Here is a 16,109-nt window from a genome sequence, read left to right as displayed (position 1 = left end):
TTGTCACCGAACTAAGTTTTTGGGAGTTAGACCCTTGGCAAACAGTAAATCTGCTAAGAAGCGCGCTATCCAAGCTGAGAAACGTCGCCAGCACAACGCTAGCCGTCGTTCTATGATGCGCACTTACATGAAAAAAACTATCGCAGCTATCGCAGCTGGCGATAAAGAAGCTGCAACTGCTGCTTTCGTAGAAGTTACACCACTTCTAGACCGCATGGCGACTAAAGGCCTTATTCACAAGAATAAAGCTGCTCGTCATAAGTCTCGTTTCGCTGCTGCAATCAAAGCTCTTTAATAGATACTTGATTTCAAAGCAAAACGAAAAAAACCGGCCTTGGCCGGTTTTTTTATATCTGCGATTTGCCGTTTGGCTTCATTTGGCGTAATGACACACATCCATGTGCTCTGAAACTTACGCTCTACACACTACTGCTTACAGTAAATACCATGCAGTAACGTAATCATTGCTTTCACTTCTTCACTACTCAATGTGTAGTAAACCGTTTGAGCTTCTTTACGCGTTTCAACTAAACCATCTCGTCTTAACCATGCTAAGTGTTGAGACAAAGCCGACTGGCTAAGCTCTAACTTATTGCATAACTCCCCTACCGATAACTCTGTACCATGCAACAAGCACAAAATCTGTAGACGGCGTTCATTAGCCATCGCTTTTAACAACACAACGGCTTGGGCCGAGTTTTTCTCCATCTCTTGCAAGTTCATAGTTTGGCTCCCTACTACCTTCAACGCCAACTACGGGCTATCAGTACTACTTACGGCATATTGTAGAGTTATGATAATCGATATCAATTCATTAACAAACTAACTCACTCGAACAAATTACTAAAATCTGCGTCGCATACATTTTTTACTGCCGGATGTTGGATCATCCTCTCAGCAAAAATAACGTAATACTCTTCTTTTAGCTCCTCAATCCCGCCCAGCATCTGTAATGATGTATCTTCTTCTACTTCTGAAAGGTATAGAGTCGGAGCCAGGAAGATCGCATCATGGTGATAACGAGCAAAAGCCTTCATTAATGCGGCATCATCGAACTCACCCAAAATGTCTGGTTTTAGACCTTGCCTATCAAACCACTGTAATACCTTGCGCCCCATTGAGGTTCGGCTTCCGGGTATTAACAACTTTCTTTGCTCTAGCACCGCAGGGAAACTGACATTGTCGACTTTGCCAGTACAGAAGAAGCTCATACCACTCTCACCTAACTTCTTACTGAATAACCCCGGGCTTTGGCTTGAATCCACAGGGCAATCCGACAGAATCATATCGAGCTTATGTTGCGACAGCTGTTCTAACAGCATTTCGTGAGTCGATTCAAAACAGCGCAAATGGATACTGTTATCTTCAGGAATAGTAGACATTAAGATCTTACTAACGAGCCTTTTTGACAGCGCATCTGCCACACCGACATCAAATAGAATATTGGAATGCTGGCTGTAATTAACGATATCAAGCATCTCATAGCTCAGACCAAACATGCGATCGGCGTATTTAAATACCAATTGACCGAGCTCTGTTGGCTCTACACTTCGCCCATTGCGTTTAGTGAGTTTGCCATCCATCCGTTCTTCAAGAGCTTTAATTTGCCCCGTTACTGTTTGAGGGGTCAAAAATAGCGCTTCAGCCGCTTTCGTGATTGAGCCTTGCTTGCACACCATCCAGAAATAATAGAGGTGGTTGTAATTAAGATGCGACATGATTCAAGCCGTATAGAGTTATATGACATTCTTTTATAGCAAATATGACACCCCACCTCAATAACCTCGGTTTTTGTATAAGTTAAACATCAAAACCAATACATTTACCGAAACATTCAGATTCACACTGTCATATTCAATGATAGAAAATCGATTTTTTTTCAATTTTCTTGATCATACCCGCAATAAACAAGATGCCATTAATTACTTAAAATACAATCACTTACATCGATACAATCAGCTGTCAAAATATTTAAACAGCAAATCATCACAAAAAAAAGCCGCACCAATAAAAATGTAATATTACTGAAATATTTCCCCTCTAACATCACGCTCAGATTAACTAACAGACCAAACACAGACTTAAACGGTCCATGGAGATAACATTATGAACCAAGCTACTACTGCAGCAGCGCCAATCTCGAGCACTACTCGCTGGCTACGCTGGGCTAACTTGGCATTCATGCTTTACCTACTACTTCTTTCTGTATCAATGGTAGGTACTGGCTTTAAATGGGCAACAGGCGAACAAGCAAAGGTTCTTTTTGAATTTGCTTCACACCCAGTTGCAGGCTTAATGATCGGCTTAGTTGCAACAGCACTTATCCAATCATCAAGCACCGTGACATCTATTATCGTTGGCTTAGTTGCGGGTGGTTTACCTGTTGAAGTTGCTATCCCTATGATCATGGGTGCAAACATCGGTACAACCGTAACCAATACACTTGTAAGTCTTGGCCACGTTCGTTGTAAAGATGAGTTTAAACGTGCGTTTGCAAGTGCAACGATTCACGACTTCTTCAACCTACTGGCTGTAATGATCTTCCTACCGCTAGAGATGATGTTTGGTATTCTTGAGAAAGTCTCTCACTGGTTGGTATCGCCAATGCTTGCAACTGGCGACATGAGCATGAAAGGCCTGAACTTCATCAAACCAATCACTAAGCCTGTAGTAAGTGCAATCAAAGAGCCACTATCTACATTCGGTGACACAGTAGGTGGTGTACTACTTATCGTTCTTGGTATCGCAACTATCTTCGTTGCTATCACAGTGATGGGTAAACTAATGAAGAGCCTAATGGTAGGCCGCGCTCGTGAAATTCTAAAGAACGCTATCGGTCGTGGTCCACTTCACGGTATCGCTTCTGGCTCTATCGTTACTATCCTTGTTCAGTCATCTTCTACGACAACAAGCTTGATGGTTCCACTAGTAGGCTCAGGTGTTCTTAAAGTACGCGACGTTTACCCGTTCACTCTAGGTGCAAACATCGGTACATGTATTACAGCGCTACTAGCAGCAACAGCGGTATCAGGTGAGTTCGCAGTATTCGCTCTGCAAATCGCTCTTGTACACCTAGTGTTCAACATCATGGCAACAGTATTCATCTTTGGTATTCCGTTCCTACGTGAATTACCAGTTAAAGCAGCAGACATGATTTCAGACATGGCTGTGAAGAACAAAGCAGTAGTAGCTGGTTACCTAATCGCTATCTTCCTAGTGCTACCAGGTTCTATCCTAGCGCTAACTGCTTAAGCAAAAAGTCCATCGCATAACCAAAGCCCGCAACGAAAGTTGCGGGCTTTTTCTTTTTTAATAGCAGATGAGAGATTCGAGTAAACGAGTGGCGAAGAACAAAAAGCAGATTCGGGATACGAGTAAGCGAGTAGCGAAGAGCAAAAAGCAGATTCGGGGTACGGGTAAACGAGTAACGAACAGCACGAACTGTAGTTATCGTTTTTAGTCTCTAACGTATCTCTCTGATTAAGCACGCTCTTCGCATCTCGAATCCCGTTTACTCTTATCTAAAACTCCGTCATTCCCTACAGCGAGGGACGAGCGTGATAGGGAATCTTGCAGACGCACAACGAAAGAGGTTCCCTACTCCTTCCTTCGTCAGTCTAGGGAATGACGGGTTAAAGCAGATTCGAGATACGGGTAAACGAGTAGCGAAAAGCACGAACTGTGGTTATCGTTTTTAGTCGCTAACGTATCTATCTGATTAAGCACGCTCTTCGTATCTCGAATCCCGCATCTCGCTTACTCGAATCTAATTACTACTCTTCAGATACAAAAAAGGCTGCACCATGGCAGCCTTTCAAATCAGTTTGTGAGCGTGTTATACCGAGAATGGGTATTTAATCGCTTCGTGGCACTCGTAGCCTTCTACCCAGAAGTCATCCAGTGTTACCCATGTCTCCAAGTCTTCTAGAGACTTAATCTCTGGGTTAATGTGGAAGGTTGCAGGCGCTAAAGGCTCACGCTTCAACTGGATGTCGCGCATTGGTGCCAGTTGGTCTTCGTAGATATGTGCATTCACGAGCTTATGGTAAGCAACACCCGGCTTCTTGCCTGTGATTTGCGCCATAATCGCTAGGAATACGTAAACCTGAACCATATTGAAGTTAAGGCCTAGCGGGACATCACAAGAGCGCTGAGTGCTGTTCAGGTACAGAGTATCGCCCAGTAGAGAGAAGTGGTGACTGTACATGCACGGACGTAGGCACCCCATGTGAAATTCACCTGGGTTGTAGAAGTTTAAGATCTCACCGCGATCATCAACACCGCGTTTTAAGTCATCAACAATCTTCTTTAGCTGATCAATGTGGCCGCCATCCGGCTTTGCCCATGCACGCCCTTGAACACCATAAACACGGCCCATGTCATCTTCACCTTTACGATGAGGATTGTTCAGCCATGCTTCATTTAGGTTCGCATTTGCATCCCATGTTTTGGTACCCAACTTACGGAAATCTTCAGCGTTGTCGTAGCCACGAATGTAACCGAGTAGCTCAGCGACTGCTGCTTTCCAGAAGCTCTTGCGCGTCGTAACTAGTGGGAATTGGTTGTTGCCAACATCGTAGGTAAGGTCTGCATTGATCACCGTTAGGCAACGTTTGCCTGTACGCTCGTTTTCAATCCACGTGCCTTCATCAACGATTCGCTGACAGAGTTCTAAATACTGCTTCACACCAATTCCTTACTTCGTTTGTTGTGGGACTTCATCTTTGTAGTGACCGCGCTTGTAAGCCCAAACCACCATAAGAACACCGATGATAACCATAGGCAGAGATAGGATTTGACCCATTGAAATGAATCCACCAAACAGACCTAGGTGAGCATCAGGTTCGCGCACGTATTCTACTAGGAAACGGAAGCTTCCGTAACCCGCCAGGAACAAACCAGATACAGAACCCAATGGACGAGGTTTCTTAATAAACCAGTTCAAGATGAAGAACAGCACAATACCTTCAAGCGCCATCTCATACAGTTGAGACGGGTGACGTGGCAGAGGGCCGCCATTCGGGAATACTACCGCCCATGGCACATCGGTCACTCGGCCCCACAATTCGCTGTTCATGAAATTACCTAGACGCCCCATACCTAAACCAAATGGCACTAGTGGTGCGATCATGTCAGCTACGCCAAAGAAGGTTCGACCGTTCTTTTTCGCATACCAGAACATCGCTGTAATAACACCTAGCAGACCACCGTGGAATGACATTCCACCCGTCCACACTTTAAAGAGATACAGAGGATCGGCTAAGAAAAGATCGAAGTTGTAGAACAGTACATAACCAACACGGCCACCAACAACCACACCCAGGAAACCGGCAAACAATAAATCTGAGACTTGCTCACGAGTCCAGCCGCTGTTTGGTTGGTCTGCACGACGATTAGCCAGCCACATCGCAAAGACAAAACCGACAAGGTACATCAAGCCATACCAACGAACAGAAATAGGCCCTAGTTCAATCAGAACAGGATCGATATTTGGGAATTCGATAAAACCCTGAGACATATTTAGCTCTCTATCTAATATAAAAGAATTAGCCAACGGCTAAGAGGAATACACTACAGCAGCATGGTTGCAGCTATAAACATTAAAAAGACGGCGAACACTTTCTTTAACACTGGTGTTGGCAGTTGTGTCGCTAACTTAGCACCAATGCGAGTGGTTAACACCGAAGTACAAGAGATAGCCACCAGCGCAGGCACATAAACATAACCTAAGCTGTACGCAGGCAGGGATTCAACCGACGAACCGTGCCAAATAAAACCCATCATACCGGAAATAGCAATCACACAACCACAGACCGACGAAGAGCCGACCGCCTTGCGCATCTCTACGCCATGGTGATTCAGGAAAGGCACAGACAATGAACCGCCACCAATCCCAGCCAAACTGGAGATCACACCAATACCACCACCACACGCTACCGTTTTTGCAGGTGTTGGCATGGTCTTCTGACTACGCGAACGTATCGACAGCAACATTTGTAGAGCCAATAACAACACGATAATGCCAAAGACTTTAGGTAGATATTGAGACGGAATAGAATCGGCAATAAAAGAGCCCATAAAGCCTCCAACAACCACGCCTGGCATCAACCATTTCACGACGAACATCTCGACATTACCTAGCTTTAAGTGGTTCAACGCCGAAGATCCAGAAGTCACGATGATAGTCGACAACGAGGTTGCTAGTGCCATTTGCATCGCAAACTCTTGTGCAATACCTGCTTTAGGCAATAAGAACAACAATGCAGGGACCACCAATAAGCCACCGCCAATGCCCAATAAGCCAGCCAATACACCAACGACGGCGCCGAGGCTCGCTAGCAAACTAATGAGTTCGTATGACACGTTTAATCCTATTTTTTGCCCGCTCTGATAAAGCCGGTAAATTCACGCTGTTCGAAATAGGACAGCATCATACTATAGATGTCACTGCCATACGGTTGTACAAGTGCATTATTTGCTAAATCTTGCAAATCACTCAATGAGGACTGACGTATCAAGTATTTGGTTCTTGCCACGTTTGAGGTGTTCATACTCAAAGTTTGGTATCCAAGACCAATCAATAACAGCGCCCCCATCGGATCACCCGCTAGCTCACCACAAATACACACCGGCAGCTGATACTGCTTACAAGTATCGTGGATCTGCTTAAGCGCCATGATCACTGCAGGGTGCATGGATTCATAGACATCAGAGACGCGAGAATTGTTCCGGTCAACCGCCAATAAATATTGAGTCAGGTCATTGGTACCGACAGACACGAAGTCGACACGGTCGGCGATCAATGGCAACAAGTAGAGCATTGAAGGTACTTCAAGCATGATCCCGATACGTGGCATACGAACACGGTCATCAAGTTCATGCACCTCTTCGTAAGCTTGTTCGATGAGCTGCAAGGCATCATCAAGCTCACGAGCACCAGAGATCATAGGTAGAAGGATACTGAGGTTCTGACTGCCACAACTGGCTCTCAGCATGGCTCGAAGCTGAATAATGAAGATATCTGGGTGATCGAGCGTGAATCGAATACCGCGCCAGCCCAAGAATGGATTGTCCTCTTCAATCGGAAAGTAAGGCAGAGCCTTGTCACCACCGATATCCAGAGTACGCATGACCACTTGCTTGTCAGGATAACTCTCAAGAACAGATTGATACTGCTTAACTTGTTCATCTTCTGAAGGGAAACGTTGTTGCAGCAAGAAAGAGATCTCGGTTCGGTAAAGGCCAACACCATCTACCCCTTGATTAAGCGCGATATTGGTATCGGCACTCAAACCCGCATTAAGTAGAATCTCAACTTGATGATCATCTTGCGTTTTGGCCGGTAGGTGGATATCACGATTCACCATTGAAGAGAGTTCGGTCTCTTCAAGAATCAGCTCTCGATACTCTTTCAGTAGATTCTGGGTAGGCTCAATGAAGATCTCGCCACTGTATCCATCGACAATCACCTGCTTGCCATTCACATTAGCAAGATTAAGGGTCACCCCCATCACCGATGGAATACCTAGCGCGCGTGACAAAATTGCAGCGTGAGAGTTAGCTGCACCTTCCAGCGAAATCACTGCCAGTAGTTTCTCTTTCGGGATCGAAGCCAAGACAGAGGCAGTCAACTCACGAACTACTAATACGATAGGCTTCTCAAGAGAGCGCTGTTCTTGTTCTGAATTGTGTAGGAAATAGAGCAGTCGTTGTCCAAGCTCTCGAATATCTTGCGCTCTTTCGCGCAGATACACGTCAGACATCCGAGCGAAACGGTTCGAGTAGCTCTCCACCACTTGTCTCAGCGCCCAGTCTGCTTTGTCCCCTTTTTGCACCTGCGCCTTAAGATCTTTGCGCAGCATTGGATCATTTAAAAGGTGAGTAAATAGATCGAAGATTGCCAGAGCGTCTTTGTTGATATCGCTGTCCAAACGCTTACGCATGCGCTTGAAATCATTCAGTGCATTCTCAACAGCAACGGCTAACAGCTCATGCTCGCGTTCTATATCAAGCGTAGAAGCAGGATAAACATCTGTTAGTTCAGGTTGAGTGTTGTCCCACCACAGCTCACCAATAGCAACCCCCGATGAGGCTGCGATACCTTTGGTTGACGGTTGGTCTTGATGCTCTAGCAGCCACAACCCTTGCGTTTGAGCATGGGCGACGATCACCGCTAACTGTGCAGACAAAGTAACGAGAAACGACTCTTCCATCTCGCTAAATAAGCGAGGTGATTTTTGCTGAATGACCAATACCCCAAGCACTTGCTTGCGGTGAATAATAGGAGTACCTAGAAAAGAGTGATAAATGTCTTCCCCAAGTTCAGGGAAAAACTTATAGGCGGGATGCGCAGAAGCTTGCGCTAGGTTAATAGGTTCAGCACTGCGTTTAACTAAGCCCACTAAGCCCTCGTTAAACCCTATATGAATGCTATTCCCTTCAAAAATGAGGCCTTGAGTTGCCATCAACTCAAGGCGCTGCATATCATTATTGGCTAAGTACACAGTGCAGCACTCAGTCTGCATCGCGCTGCACGTCTCTTTAACTAAAATATCCAATGCAGTTGAGACATCTTCAACTCTAGATACGTGTTCAACTATTTCCCTTAGTTGACTGAGCATGCTTAACCTCTACGCTGTTTGCGTTTTCCTTTTGTTTTTCGCTCTTTAAATGGCATAGCTAAAGAGGCGAACTCTTTCATCGCACGACGATAAACGTCTCGCTTGAAAGAAACAACTTGTCGAACTGGGTACCAGTAGCTTACCCAACGCCAACCATCAAATTCAGGTGTACTTCCGCGCTGCATATTGATGCGTGACTCATCGCAGTCTAAACGCAGAAGGAACCACTTCTGTTTTTGTCCAATACAGACAGGTTTTGAATCCCATCGAACCAGTCGTTTGGGTAGCTTATAGCGTAACCAATGACGGCTAGTTGCGACGATCTTTACATCCTTTTTGGTAAGGCCAACCTCTTCATATAACTCGCGGTACATTGCCTGTTCCGGAGTTTCACCTTCATCGATTCCCCCTTGAGGGAATTGCCATGAATGTTGCCCGTATCGTTTAGCCCAGAAGACCTGACCATGGTTGTTACAGATTACAATACCAACATTTAATCGGTAACCATCGCCATCTATCACTGGCCAACCTCTATTTAAATTTTTAATTACACTGATTTTTCCACATATCCCCAAGCGGAGCAAACTTCGTGACGTGATTAGGGCGATATTTATGAATAATTTCTTAAAACTGGATAACTTTTGCTCATAAAATAGTTACCCACATAATAGTGAGACATAGACCACATTTATTCACCTTTTCTGTGAATAACTATGTGTAGAATTCACCGCAAACGTTTTTTTTAATCCATACTTTCATCAACAGCTAAAACAAACTCAAATCAACCAACAAATATAAAGCTTAAAAATCAATAATTTAAACAAAAACCAATGCTAAACAAAAATTATATTTTTCAAATGATCTTTTAAAAACTTAACATGGTCAAAGATCAACCACCCTTAGCTTTATCCACACTCATCATTAAAAGATTCATTTTGTACGCCATTTAGCAAGCATTTTATCCCCTTAAAACCCCTGTTTATTTATCCATTAGTTTGTTTTTATTGGATTTTGGCTCCTCAGCCTGTGGATAACCGTAGGATTGATCCGCAAATCACCACTGTGATCATTTATTAACCACACTGCATTTTCATTCCAATCTGATAAAATCGACGTTTTACCAACTCAAAGCCTTATGAAACCTGAACCACAAACTGAAGCTGAACTGCTAGAGCGAGCCTACGCGATTGCCGGAATGACCTTTCAAGAGCTGGCAGACGAAGCAGAAATGACGATGCCTAAAGATCTTAAACGAGATAAAGGGTGGGTTGGGCAATTGCTAGAGTGGCACCTAGGTGCGCCTGCTGGAAGTAAACCAGAACAGGACTTCGCGCATTTAGGCATTGAACTCAAGAGTATCCCGATCAGTTATAGTGGCAAACCACTAGAGACCACCTTCGTGTGTGTCGCGCCTTTAATGGGCGTTCAAGGTCTCACTTGGGAAACCAGTCATGTCCGCAATAAACTGTCCAAAGTTTTATGGATCCCAGTTGAGGGAGAGCGCGAGATCCCATTAGCAGATCGCCATGTAGGATCCCCACTATTGTGGACACCGAGTAAGGAAGAAGAAGAGATACTTCAAACAGATTGGGAAGAGCTGATGGAGCTGATCGTGCTAGGTAATGTCGAACAGATCACCGCACGCCATGGTGAAGCTCTGCACCTTCGTCCTAAAGCAGCAAACAGCCGAGTTCTAACAGAGGCGTACGGCGCGAGTGGCAAGCCAATTAAAACCAAACCGCGCGGCTTCTATCTAAGACCTCAGTTTACTCATCAGATACTGACAAAACATTACGCTTAATAACAAACAGGTCCCTTGTAATAACGCCTTAATGCGGATTAAGTGCTAACTCTATGTCGCAATAACGCTGGCTTGGTTCACTACCAAACTCATCATAAGTGTTGTGGAGGCGTAAATAGGCCTTATCGAAACCAAGCCTGAGAAGCTCCTCTTTGACTTGATCAAGTGACCCAAAATGCACGGGCTCACCACCTTGTTTCACTGGCTCTAATTTATGCTTATATTCCACTGCTAATAGATACTCTGGGATATCTGAACACCCGATAACATAGACTTTGGGTGTTCGATAAGAGTCTTTGTGATCGCCATGCAACCACATATCTAGTTGATGCTTTTGCATACCTCACCTCCATCGATATCTTTAGCTTAGTAGAACTGCTTTTGTTTGCTAAATAACCTCTTAAAAAATATGAAAAGAGGAGCGTATAGCTCCTCATTTCAACGGTACTGATTCAGAAGATCTCCCTCCGACGCCATAACCAGCACCTATTTTATTATCCTAGGGAGTGACAGGTGCCATCACTCCCTCGGATTACGTCAGTATTCGCGCACTAAGGACACGACGAAGGTGACGGACTCGACGTTCAATAGTGACAGCTTCTGGCTCTGAGAATCCGATTGGTCGTCCATCTGCCTCAAGGCCAATATCTTTCAGCAAGTGTGCATTTTCCCATGGAAGATCGTAAGCACTACGACGAACTTTCCGTTTCCAAACTCGCTCCTCATGACGAAGGTCGGCTCGAATAAGAACTGTGGCTAATTTTAGGTAAACTGAGTGACGCATAATGTATTCTCCAGTGGTGGAATTAAACTGGGGAAAAATAGCGTGAAATAAGAGATAGAGATGTCTTAGCTGCTATTTTTCCGCAGCCAAGTAAGGATACGGATTAATTAGTTACATTTATCTTGGGTGTTGCGATCGGCCATCACTGATAGTCGTGGCATAGCAGCCACCAAGTCAGTGCTAGGATCAAACGACGCGCAAATGTGCTGAATAAAATCGAAATGTTTCATTTGCGCCTCCAAGCTAATTAATTAATCCAAAAAGATATGATTTGAATGCTTCCGGTCTGATACCAAACCATTGCTTTCACGGTTAAATTCTATCCAACTGAGAACATTATTCAACCACTAATCTGTTAACAATCTGAAAACAAAGCATTCACCCAAAATATCAGTTGCATATGATATTTAGCATAAGATATTCACTATGATTATATAAATTTATAGAGCTTATCTCTAATCTCGCTTTCTAATCAGATACAAAGGTCCCCCTCAAACAAAAAGCCACGCAGTGCGTGGCTTTTCAATAGTGATGGGTTATTTAAATTAACCCTTCAGATATCAGGCTGTGCTTATTGAGTAGGCGATACATAGTGGCTCGAGAGACACCCAATTCTTTCGCAGCTAACGATACCTGACCCGCATGCGACTCTAACACGACGATCAAAGCATCACGCTCTGAGCGTTCTCGTATGCTCTTCAAGCTGCGCTTCTCATCTTGTTGTTTTGGCAAATCAAGATGTTCTTCGTCAATGATGATCGAATCAGACATTAGCACCACGCGCTTAATTTGATTCATCAGTTCGCGCACATTCCCAGGCCAGTGGTAACGAGACAGTGCAGTGACCGCAGATTCTGAGAAGTTCTTAGCCTGCGCGTTGAACTCTTTAGAGTAATCATGCAGAAAGTGATTTGCTAAGATCGGGATATCGCTAACACGCTCCTTCAAACTAGGAACATGAATTCGTAATACATTGATATAGTGATAAAGCTCTTCATTAAAGTCCCCTTCAATCAAAGCTTTCTCGATATCCGAAGAGTTCGAGGCAAGAATACGCACATCAACAGAGCGTAAACCTTTTGAAGTCTCAACCTTCCCGTCTTGCAAAAACTTAAGCAGGTTCATCTGCTGGGTTCTAGGCATTGCTAAGATATCATTAAACAGAATCGTTCCGCCGTCTGCTTCTTCGAGCATACAAGAGGTTTCTTCTGCTTTTCCTGCCAAGCCAAACAATTCACGCTCGATTCGTGACTCTGAAAGCGCACGACAGTTCACAGTTAGAAAAGGGTGTTTTGCACGAGAAGAGTGCCTGTGAATTGAACGAGCAACAGTCTCTTTACCTGCCCCACTGTCTCCCGAGATCAAGATACTAACGTCCGTCGGACCAATACGCTTGACCTGATCTCTCAGTCGTTTGACTGCTACAGAGTCCCCTAGCAGCCCCATATCACTATTCAAACCGTAATTGGGCCACACCTTCTTCTCTAGCTTTAACATGCCTAGCTGGTGCCCTATCGTGCTAAGTAGCTGAGCATCCGGAATCGGAGTCGTGAAGAAGTCGATACAGAAATTCACGATAAACTGGCAGATAGTGTCTGAACTTAATTGTGATTCACGAATCAGAGCTAACCATCTTACCTGTTTGTTATTGCTCACTAAATTAGCCACACCATTGAGACTAAACTCATCATGGCTGAGATCAACAATCCCGATACAAGGACCTGTTTCCGTAAACAGTGCATCTGCCTTTCGCAAGTCTGCACACTGAGTGCATTGCCAACCAACTTGTTCTAATACAGATAACCAAGGCTCGTACGCACCACCAACGACGATAAGAGAGCCTGGTAAGGAATCCATCTTAAATTGAGTTCCCATCCTTCTTCCTTATTCAATTTTCTATTTATTTGGCCGAGTACTAACTATTGCTCTTCCCTATATATGGGAAATTTACTGCGCAAGCAAGTTCATATTCACGCCAAAGACGTCTAGTAGTGAGACTATCTAAGATTCTTCGTCTCAATAGTAAGACTATGTCACAAATAATGATTTTTCGAACTCAGAGTGCGGTATGGGTAAGGTTTTGATACTCCTAAGAATAAAAAAGCCACCCGAAGGTGGCTTTTAGAATTCACGCTAAATGCGAAAGCGACAGATTACGCTTGAGGACGCATCGCTGGGAATAGAATCACGTCACGGATTGTGTGCGTGTTGGTAAATAGCATCGCTAGACGATCGATACCGATACCTTGACCCGCTGTTGGCGGTAGGCCGTGCTCAAGTGCTGTGATGTAGTCTGCATCGTAGTACATTGCTTCATCATCACCTGCATCTTTAGCATTAACTTGCGCTTTGAAACGCTCGTCTTGGTCTTGTGCATCGTTAAGCTCAGAGAAGCCGTTTGCTACTTCACGGCCACCGATGAAGAACTCAAAACGGTCTGTGAAGAACGGGTTGTCATCGCTACGACGAGCTAGAGGAGAGATGTCCGCTGGGTAGCCAGTGATGAACGTTGGTTGAATTAGCTGAGGCTCAGCCGTTTCACCAAAGATCTCTTCTAGAAGCTGACCACATGTCCAGAATGTCTCTACTTCAACGTGTACAGATTTCGCGATTGCTACCATCTTGTCACGGTCTTGTAGATCGGCTTCTGTTAGCGCTTGAATCTCAGCGTGCTCAGGGTTGTAGTGTTTGATCGCGTCGAACATGCTCATGCGCGCGTACTTACCACCAAACTCAACAGTCTCATCACCGTAAGGCATTGAAGTTGAACCAAGAACGTCCATAGCCGCAGTGCTTAGCATCTCTTCAGTCAGATCCATCAGATCTTTGTAGTCAGAGTACGCTTGGTAGAATTCCATCATTGTGAATTCTGGGTTGTGACGTGGAGAAAGACCTTCGTTACGGAAGTTACGGTTGATCTCGAATACACGGTCAAAACCACCGACTACTAGACGCTTCAGGTAAAGCTCAGGTGCAACACGTAGGTACATGTCGATGTCTAGTGCGTTGTGATGCGTGATGAATGGACGAGCCGTCGCACCACCAGGAATCACATGCATCATTGGCGTTTCAACTTCTAGGTAGCCTTTTGAGCTCATGAAGTTACGGATTGAAGATACTAGCTTAGAACGCACGATGAATGCGTTGCGAGAGTCTTCATTCACGATTAGGTCAACATAACGCTGACGGTAACGCATCTCTTGGTCAGTTAGACCGTGGAACTTCTCTGGAAGTGGACGAAGTGCCTTAGTTAGCAGCTCGTAAGACTCCATGTTCACGTAAAGGTCGCCTTTACCTGACTTGTGAAGCGCACCTTTCACACCGATGATGTCACCGATATCTAGGCCTTGGTACTTCTCTTTAAGCTCTTTTTGAACATCTTTCGCAGCGTATGCTTGAATACGGCCAGATGTTTCTTGAATTGCTAGGAATGGACCACGCTTAGCCATTACACGACCAGCGATTGCAACAACGTGGTTTAACTCTTCTAGCTCTTCTTTAGTCTTTTCACCGAATTCCGCTTGAAGATCGCCAGCTAGGTGCTCACGGCGGAAATCATTTGGGTGACCGTTTGCTTTGCAGCTCTTGCGGATGTGATCCAGCTTGCTACGGCGCTCAGCAATCAATTTGTTCTCTTCTTGTGCGTTTTCGTTTTGAACAGCATCAGTCATTTTCGATGTATCCTGTTTTTCGTTATTAACGAGTATTTTTCGGTGAAAAGCTTACAGACCTGATTTCAGGCTAGCTTCGATAAATTTGTCTAGGTCGCCATCAAGAACCGCTTGAGTATTGCGGTTTTCAACGCCAGTACGTAGGTCTTTGATGCGCGAGTCATCCAGTACGTAAGAGCGGATTTGGCTACCCCAACCGATGTCAGATTTTGCATCTTCGTTCGCTTGCTTCTCTGCGTTCTGTTTTTGAATCTCTAATTCAAACAGTTTTGCACGAAGCTGCTTCATCGCTTGGTCTTTGTTCTTATGCTGAGAACGGTCATTCTGACATTGAACCACAGTGTTGGTTGGCACGTGAGTAATACGAACCGCCGATTCCGTGGTGTTTACGTGCTGACCACCCGCACCAGATGCACGGTATACGTCAATACGTAGATCAGAAGGGTTAATGTCGATATCAATGTTGTCATCAATCTCTGGGTAGATAAACGCAGAAGCAAATGAAGTATGACGACGACCACTTGAGTCAAACGGAGATTTACGAACCAGACGGTGAACACCAGTCTCTGTACGTAACCAACCGTAAGCGTACTCACCCGAGATACGAACCGTTGCCCCTTTCAGGCCTGCAACTTCACCCTCAGAAACTTCAATAACTTCGGTCTTAAAGCCTTTCGCTTCAGCCCAACGCAAGTACATGCGTAGCATCATTGAGGTCCAGTCTTGCGCTTCTGTACCGCCCGAACCTGATTGTAGGTCGATGTAGCAGTCTGATGCGTCGTGATCGCCTGCGAACATACGACGGAACTCTAGCTTCTCTAGCTTAGCTTCTAGCTCAGCCAGTTCAGGTTCGATCTCGTCAAATGTCTCTTGGTCTTCTTCTTCAACCGCCAGCTCCAGTAGACCTTCAACATCCTCAACACCTTGGTCAAGTTGGTCGATAGTTTCTACCACAGCTTCCAGTGATGCACGCTCTTTACCTAACGCTTGTGCACGCTCAGGTTCGTTCCATACATCCGGCTGTTCTAGTTCTGCGTTTACTTCTTCTAGACGCTCTTGTTTAGCGTCATAGTCAAAGGTACCCCCTCAGGATATTTGTGCGCTCAGACACATCCTGCAGACGGTTTTTGATTGGATTGATTTCAAACATTTTAGCTCATCATTTATGAGTAGAATTTAACCGAAGAATTGTACTCAAAAGTGTGACGGAGATACAGGAATTTTTAGATAAG

General features: G+C 44.8%; 16 protein-coding genes. 3 read left to right on the top strand and 13 right to left on the bottom strand.

Going from position 1 to position 16,109, the window contains the following annotated elements; all coding sequences use genetic code 11:
- The first annotated feature begins 34 nt into the window (after positions 1–34).
- Positions 35–295, top strand: a complete 261-nt coding sequence (rpsT, locus tag OCV50_RS02550) for a 30S ribosomal protein S20 (RefSeq protein WP_032553178.1) — start codon at positions 35–37, stop codon at positions 293–295.
- Between the two features lie 131 nt (positions 296–426).
- Here the strand turns inward: rpsT and OCV50_RS02545 are convergent, their stop codons facing one another.
- Both OCV50_RS02545 and nhaR read right to left on the bottom strand, forming a co-directional pair.
- Positions 427–723: an ArsR/SmtB family transcription factor gene (locus OCV50_RS02545; RefSeq protein WP_261903629.1), complete on the bottom strand. Its 297-nt coding sequence runs from the start codon at positions 721–723 to the stop codon at positions 427–429.
- Positions 724–827: 104 nt separating this feature from the next.
- Positions 828–1,718, bottom strand: a complete 891-nt coding sequence (nhaR, locus tag OCV50_RS02540; RefSeq protein WP_239841542.1) for a transcriptional activator NhaR — start codon at positions 1,716–1,718, stop codon at positions 828–830.
- Between the two features lie 388 nt (positions 1,719–2,106).
- Between nhaR and OCV50_RS02535 the strand changes: the two genes are divergently transcribed.
- Entirely contained in the window at positions 2,107–3,252 is a 1,146-nt protein-coding gene (locus tag OCV50_RS02535) for a Na/Pi symporter (RefSeq protein ID WP_239841543.1), read from the top strand.
- Positions 3,253–3,835: 583 nt separating this feature from the next.
- Here the strand turns inward: OCV50_RS02535 and OCV50_RS02530 are convergent.
- The 5 genes from OCV50_RS02530 to rppH are packed head-to-tail and all read right to left on the bottom strand — an operon-like array spanning position 3,836 to position 9,142.
- Positions 3,836–4,687, bottom strand: coding sequence for a thymidylate synthase (locus OCV50_RS02530; protein ID WP_239841544.1), 852 nt, complete (start codon positions 4,685–4,687; stop codon positions 3,836–3,838).
- Between the two features lie 9 nt (positions 4,688–4,696).
- Positions 4,697–5,518, bottom strand: coding sequence for a prolipoprotein diacylglyceryl transferase (lgt, locus tag OCV50_RS02525; protein ID WP_239841545.1), 822 nt, complete (start codon positions 5,516–5,518; stop codon positions 4,697–4,699).
- Positions 5,519–5,571: 53 nt separating this feature from the next.
- Positions 5,572–6,363: a sulfite exporter TauE/SafE family protein gene (locus OCV50_RS02520; RefSeq protein WP_261903628.1), complete on the bottom strand. Its 792-nt coding sequence runs from the start codon at positions 6,361–6,363 to the stop codon at positions 5,572–5,574.
- Between the two features lie 8 nt (positions 6,364–6,371).
- Positions 6,372–8,621 carry a phosphoenolpyruvate--protein phosphotransferase gene (ptsP, locus tag OCV50_RS02515; RefSeq protein WP_261903627.1) on the bottom strand — a complete coding sequence of 750 codons (2,250 nt, stop codon included), beginning with the start codon at positions 8,619–8,621 and terminating at the stop codon, positions 6,372–6,374.
- A gap of 2 nt (positions 8,622–8,623) precedes the next feature.
- Positions 8,624–9,142: an RNA pyrophosphohydrolase gene (gene rppH, locus OCV50_RS02510; RefSeq protein ID WP_239841548.1), complete on the bottom strand. Its 519-nt coding sequence runs from the start codon at positions 9,140–9,142 to the stop codon at positions 8,624–8,626.
- 614 nt (positions 9,143–9,756) lie between these two features.
- On the opposite strand from rppH, the gene mutH reads away from it, so the two are divergent.
- Positions 9,757–10,422: a DNA mismatch repair endonuclease MutH gene (mutH, locus tag OCV50_RS02505; RefSeq protein ID WP_261903626.1), complete on the top strand. Its 666-nt coding sequence runs from the start codon at positions 9,757–9,759 to the stop codon at positions 10,420–10,422.
- 28 nt (positions 10,423–10,450) lie between these two features.
- Here mutH and OCV50_RS02500 read toward each other — a convergent pair whose 3' ends face one another.
- From OCV50_RS02500 to prfB, 6 genes are all read right to left on the bottom strand, one after another.
- On the bottom strand, positions 10,451–10,762 hold the full coding sequence (locus OCV50_RS02500) for a DUF6482 family protein (protein ID WP_032553168.1): 312 nt from the start codon (positions 10,760–10,762) through the stop codon (positions 10,451–10,453).
- Positions 10,763–10,954: 192 nt separating this feature from the next.
- Positions 10,955–11,206 carry a DUF1127 domain-containing protein gene (locus OCV50_RS02495; protein WP_239841550.1) on the bottom strand — a complete coding sequence of 84 codons (252 nt, stop codon included), beginning with the start codon at positions 11,204–11,206 and terminating at the stop codon, positions 10,955–10,957.
- A 107-nt stretch (positions 11,207–11,313) separates the two neighbouring features.
- Positions 11,314–11,436, bottom strand: coding sequence for a hypothetical protein (locus tag OCV50_RS02490; RefSeq protein ID WP_261903625.1), 123 nt, complete (start codon positions 11,434–11,436; stop codon positions 11,314–11,316).
- Positions 11,437–11,746: 310 nt separating this feature from the next.
- The gene (vpsR, locus tag OCV50_RS02485; RefSeq protein WP_239841551.1) at positions 11,747–13,081 is read right to left on the bottom strand and encodes a cyclic-di-GMP-binding transcriptional regulator VpsR; all 1,335 of its coding nucleotides are present in this window, start codon (positions 13,079–13,081) and stop codon (positions 11,747–11,749) included.
- A gap of 278 nt (positions 13,082–13,359) precedes the next feature.
- Positions 13,360–14,877: a lysine--tRNA ligase gene (gene lysS / locus OCV50_RS02480; RefSeq protein ID WP_261903624.1), complete on the bottom strand. Its 1,518-nt coding sequence runs from the start codon at positions 14,875–14,877 to the stop codon at positions 13,360–13,362.
- Positions 14,878–14,928: 51 nt separating this feature from the next.
- Positions 14,929–16,027, bottom strand: a protein-coding gene (gene prfB / locus OCV50_RS02475) for a peptide chain release factor 2 (protein ID WP_150895812.1) whose coding sequence is annotated in 2 segments (ribosomal slippage) — positions 14,929–15,951 and positions 15,953–16,027 — 1,098 coding nt in all. Because the reading frame shifts where the segments join, the coding sequence is not laid out codon by codon here.
- Positions 16,028–16,109 lie beyond the last annotated feature (82 nt).

The organism is Vibrio fortis, from assembly GCF_024347475.1.
Lineage (GTDB): Bacteria > Pseudomonadota > Gammaproteobacteria > Enterobacterales > Vibrionaceae > Vibrio > Vibrio fortis.
This window is presented reverse-complemented; position numbering and strand designations above follow the sequence as displayed.

Bases quoted from the DNA above. Each gene is read 5' to 3' on its own strand.
- OCV50_RS02545 (WP_261903629.1), bottom strand. From the start codon at position 723: ATGAACTTGCAAGAGATGGAGAAAAACTCGGCCCAAGCCGTTGTGTTG.
- nhaR (WP_239841542.1), bottom strand. From the start codon at position 1,718: ATGTCGCATCTTAATTACAACCACCTCTATTATTTCTGGATGGTGTGC.
- OCV50_RS02535 (WP_239841543.1), top strand. From the start codon at position 2,107: ATGAACCAAGCTACTACTGCAGCAGCGCCAATCTCGAGCACTACTCGC.
- lgt (WP_239841545.1), bottom strand. From the start codon at position 5,518: ATGTCTCAGGGTTTTATCGAATTCCCAAATATCGATCCTGTTCTGATT.
- ptsP (WP_261903627.1), bottom strand. From the start codon at position 8,621: ATGCTCAGTCAACTAAGGGAAATAGTTGAACACGTATCTAGAGTTGAA.
- mutH (WP_261903626.1), top strand. From the start codon at position 9,757: ATGAAACCTGAACCACAAACTGAAGCTGAACTGCTAGAGCGAGCCTAC.
- OCV50_RS02500 (WP_032553168.1), bottom strand. From the start codon at position 10,762: ATGCAAAAGCATCAACTAGATATGTGGTTGCATGGCGATCACAAAGAC.
- OCV50_RS02495 (WP_239841550.1), bottom strand. From the start codon at position 11,206: ATGCGTCACTCAGTTTACCTAAAATTAGCCACAGTTCTTATTCGAGCC.
- OCV50_RS02490 (WP_261903625.1), bottom strand. From the start codon at position 11,436: ATGAAACATTTCGATTTTATTCAGCACATTTGCGCGTCGTTTGATCCT.
- vpsR (WP_239841551.1), bottom strand. From the start codon at position 13,081: ATGGGAACTCAATTTAAGATGGATTCCTTACCAGGCTCTCTTATCGTC.
- lysS (WP_261903624.1), bottom strand. From the start codon at position 14,877: ATGACTGATGCTGTTCAAAACGAAAACGCACAAGAAGAGAACAAATTG.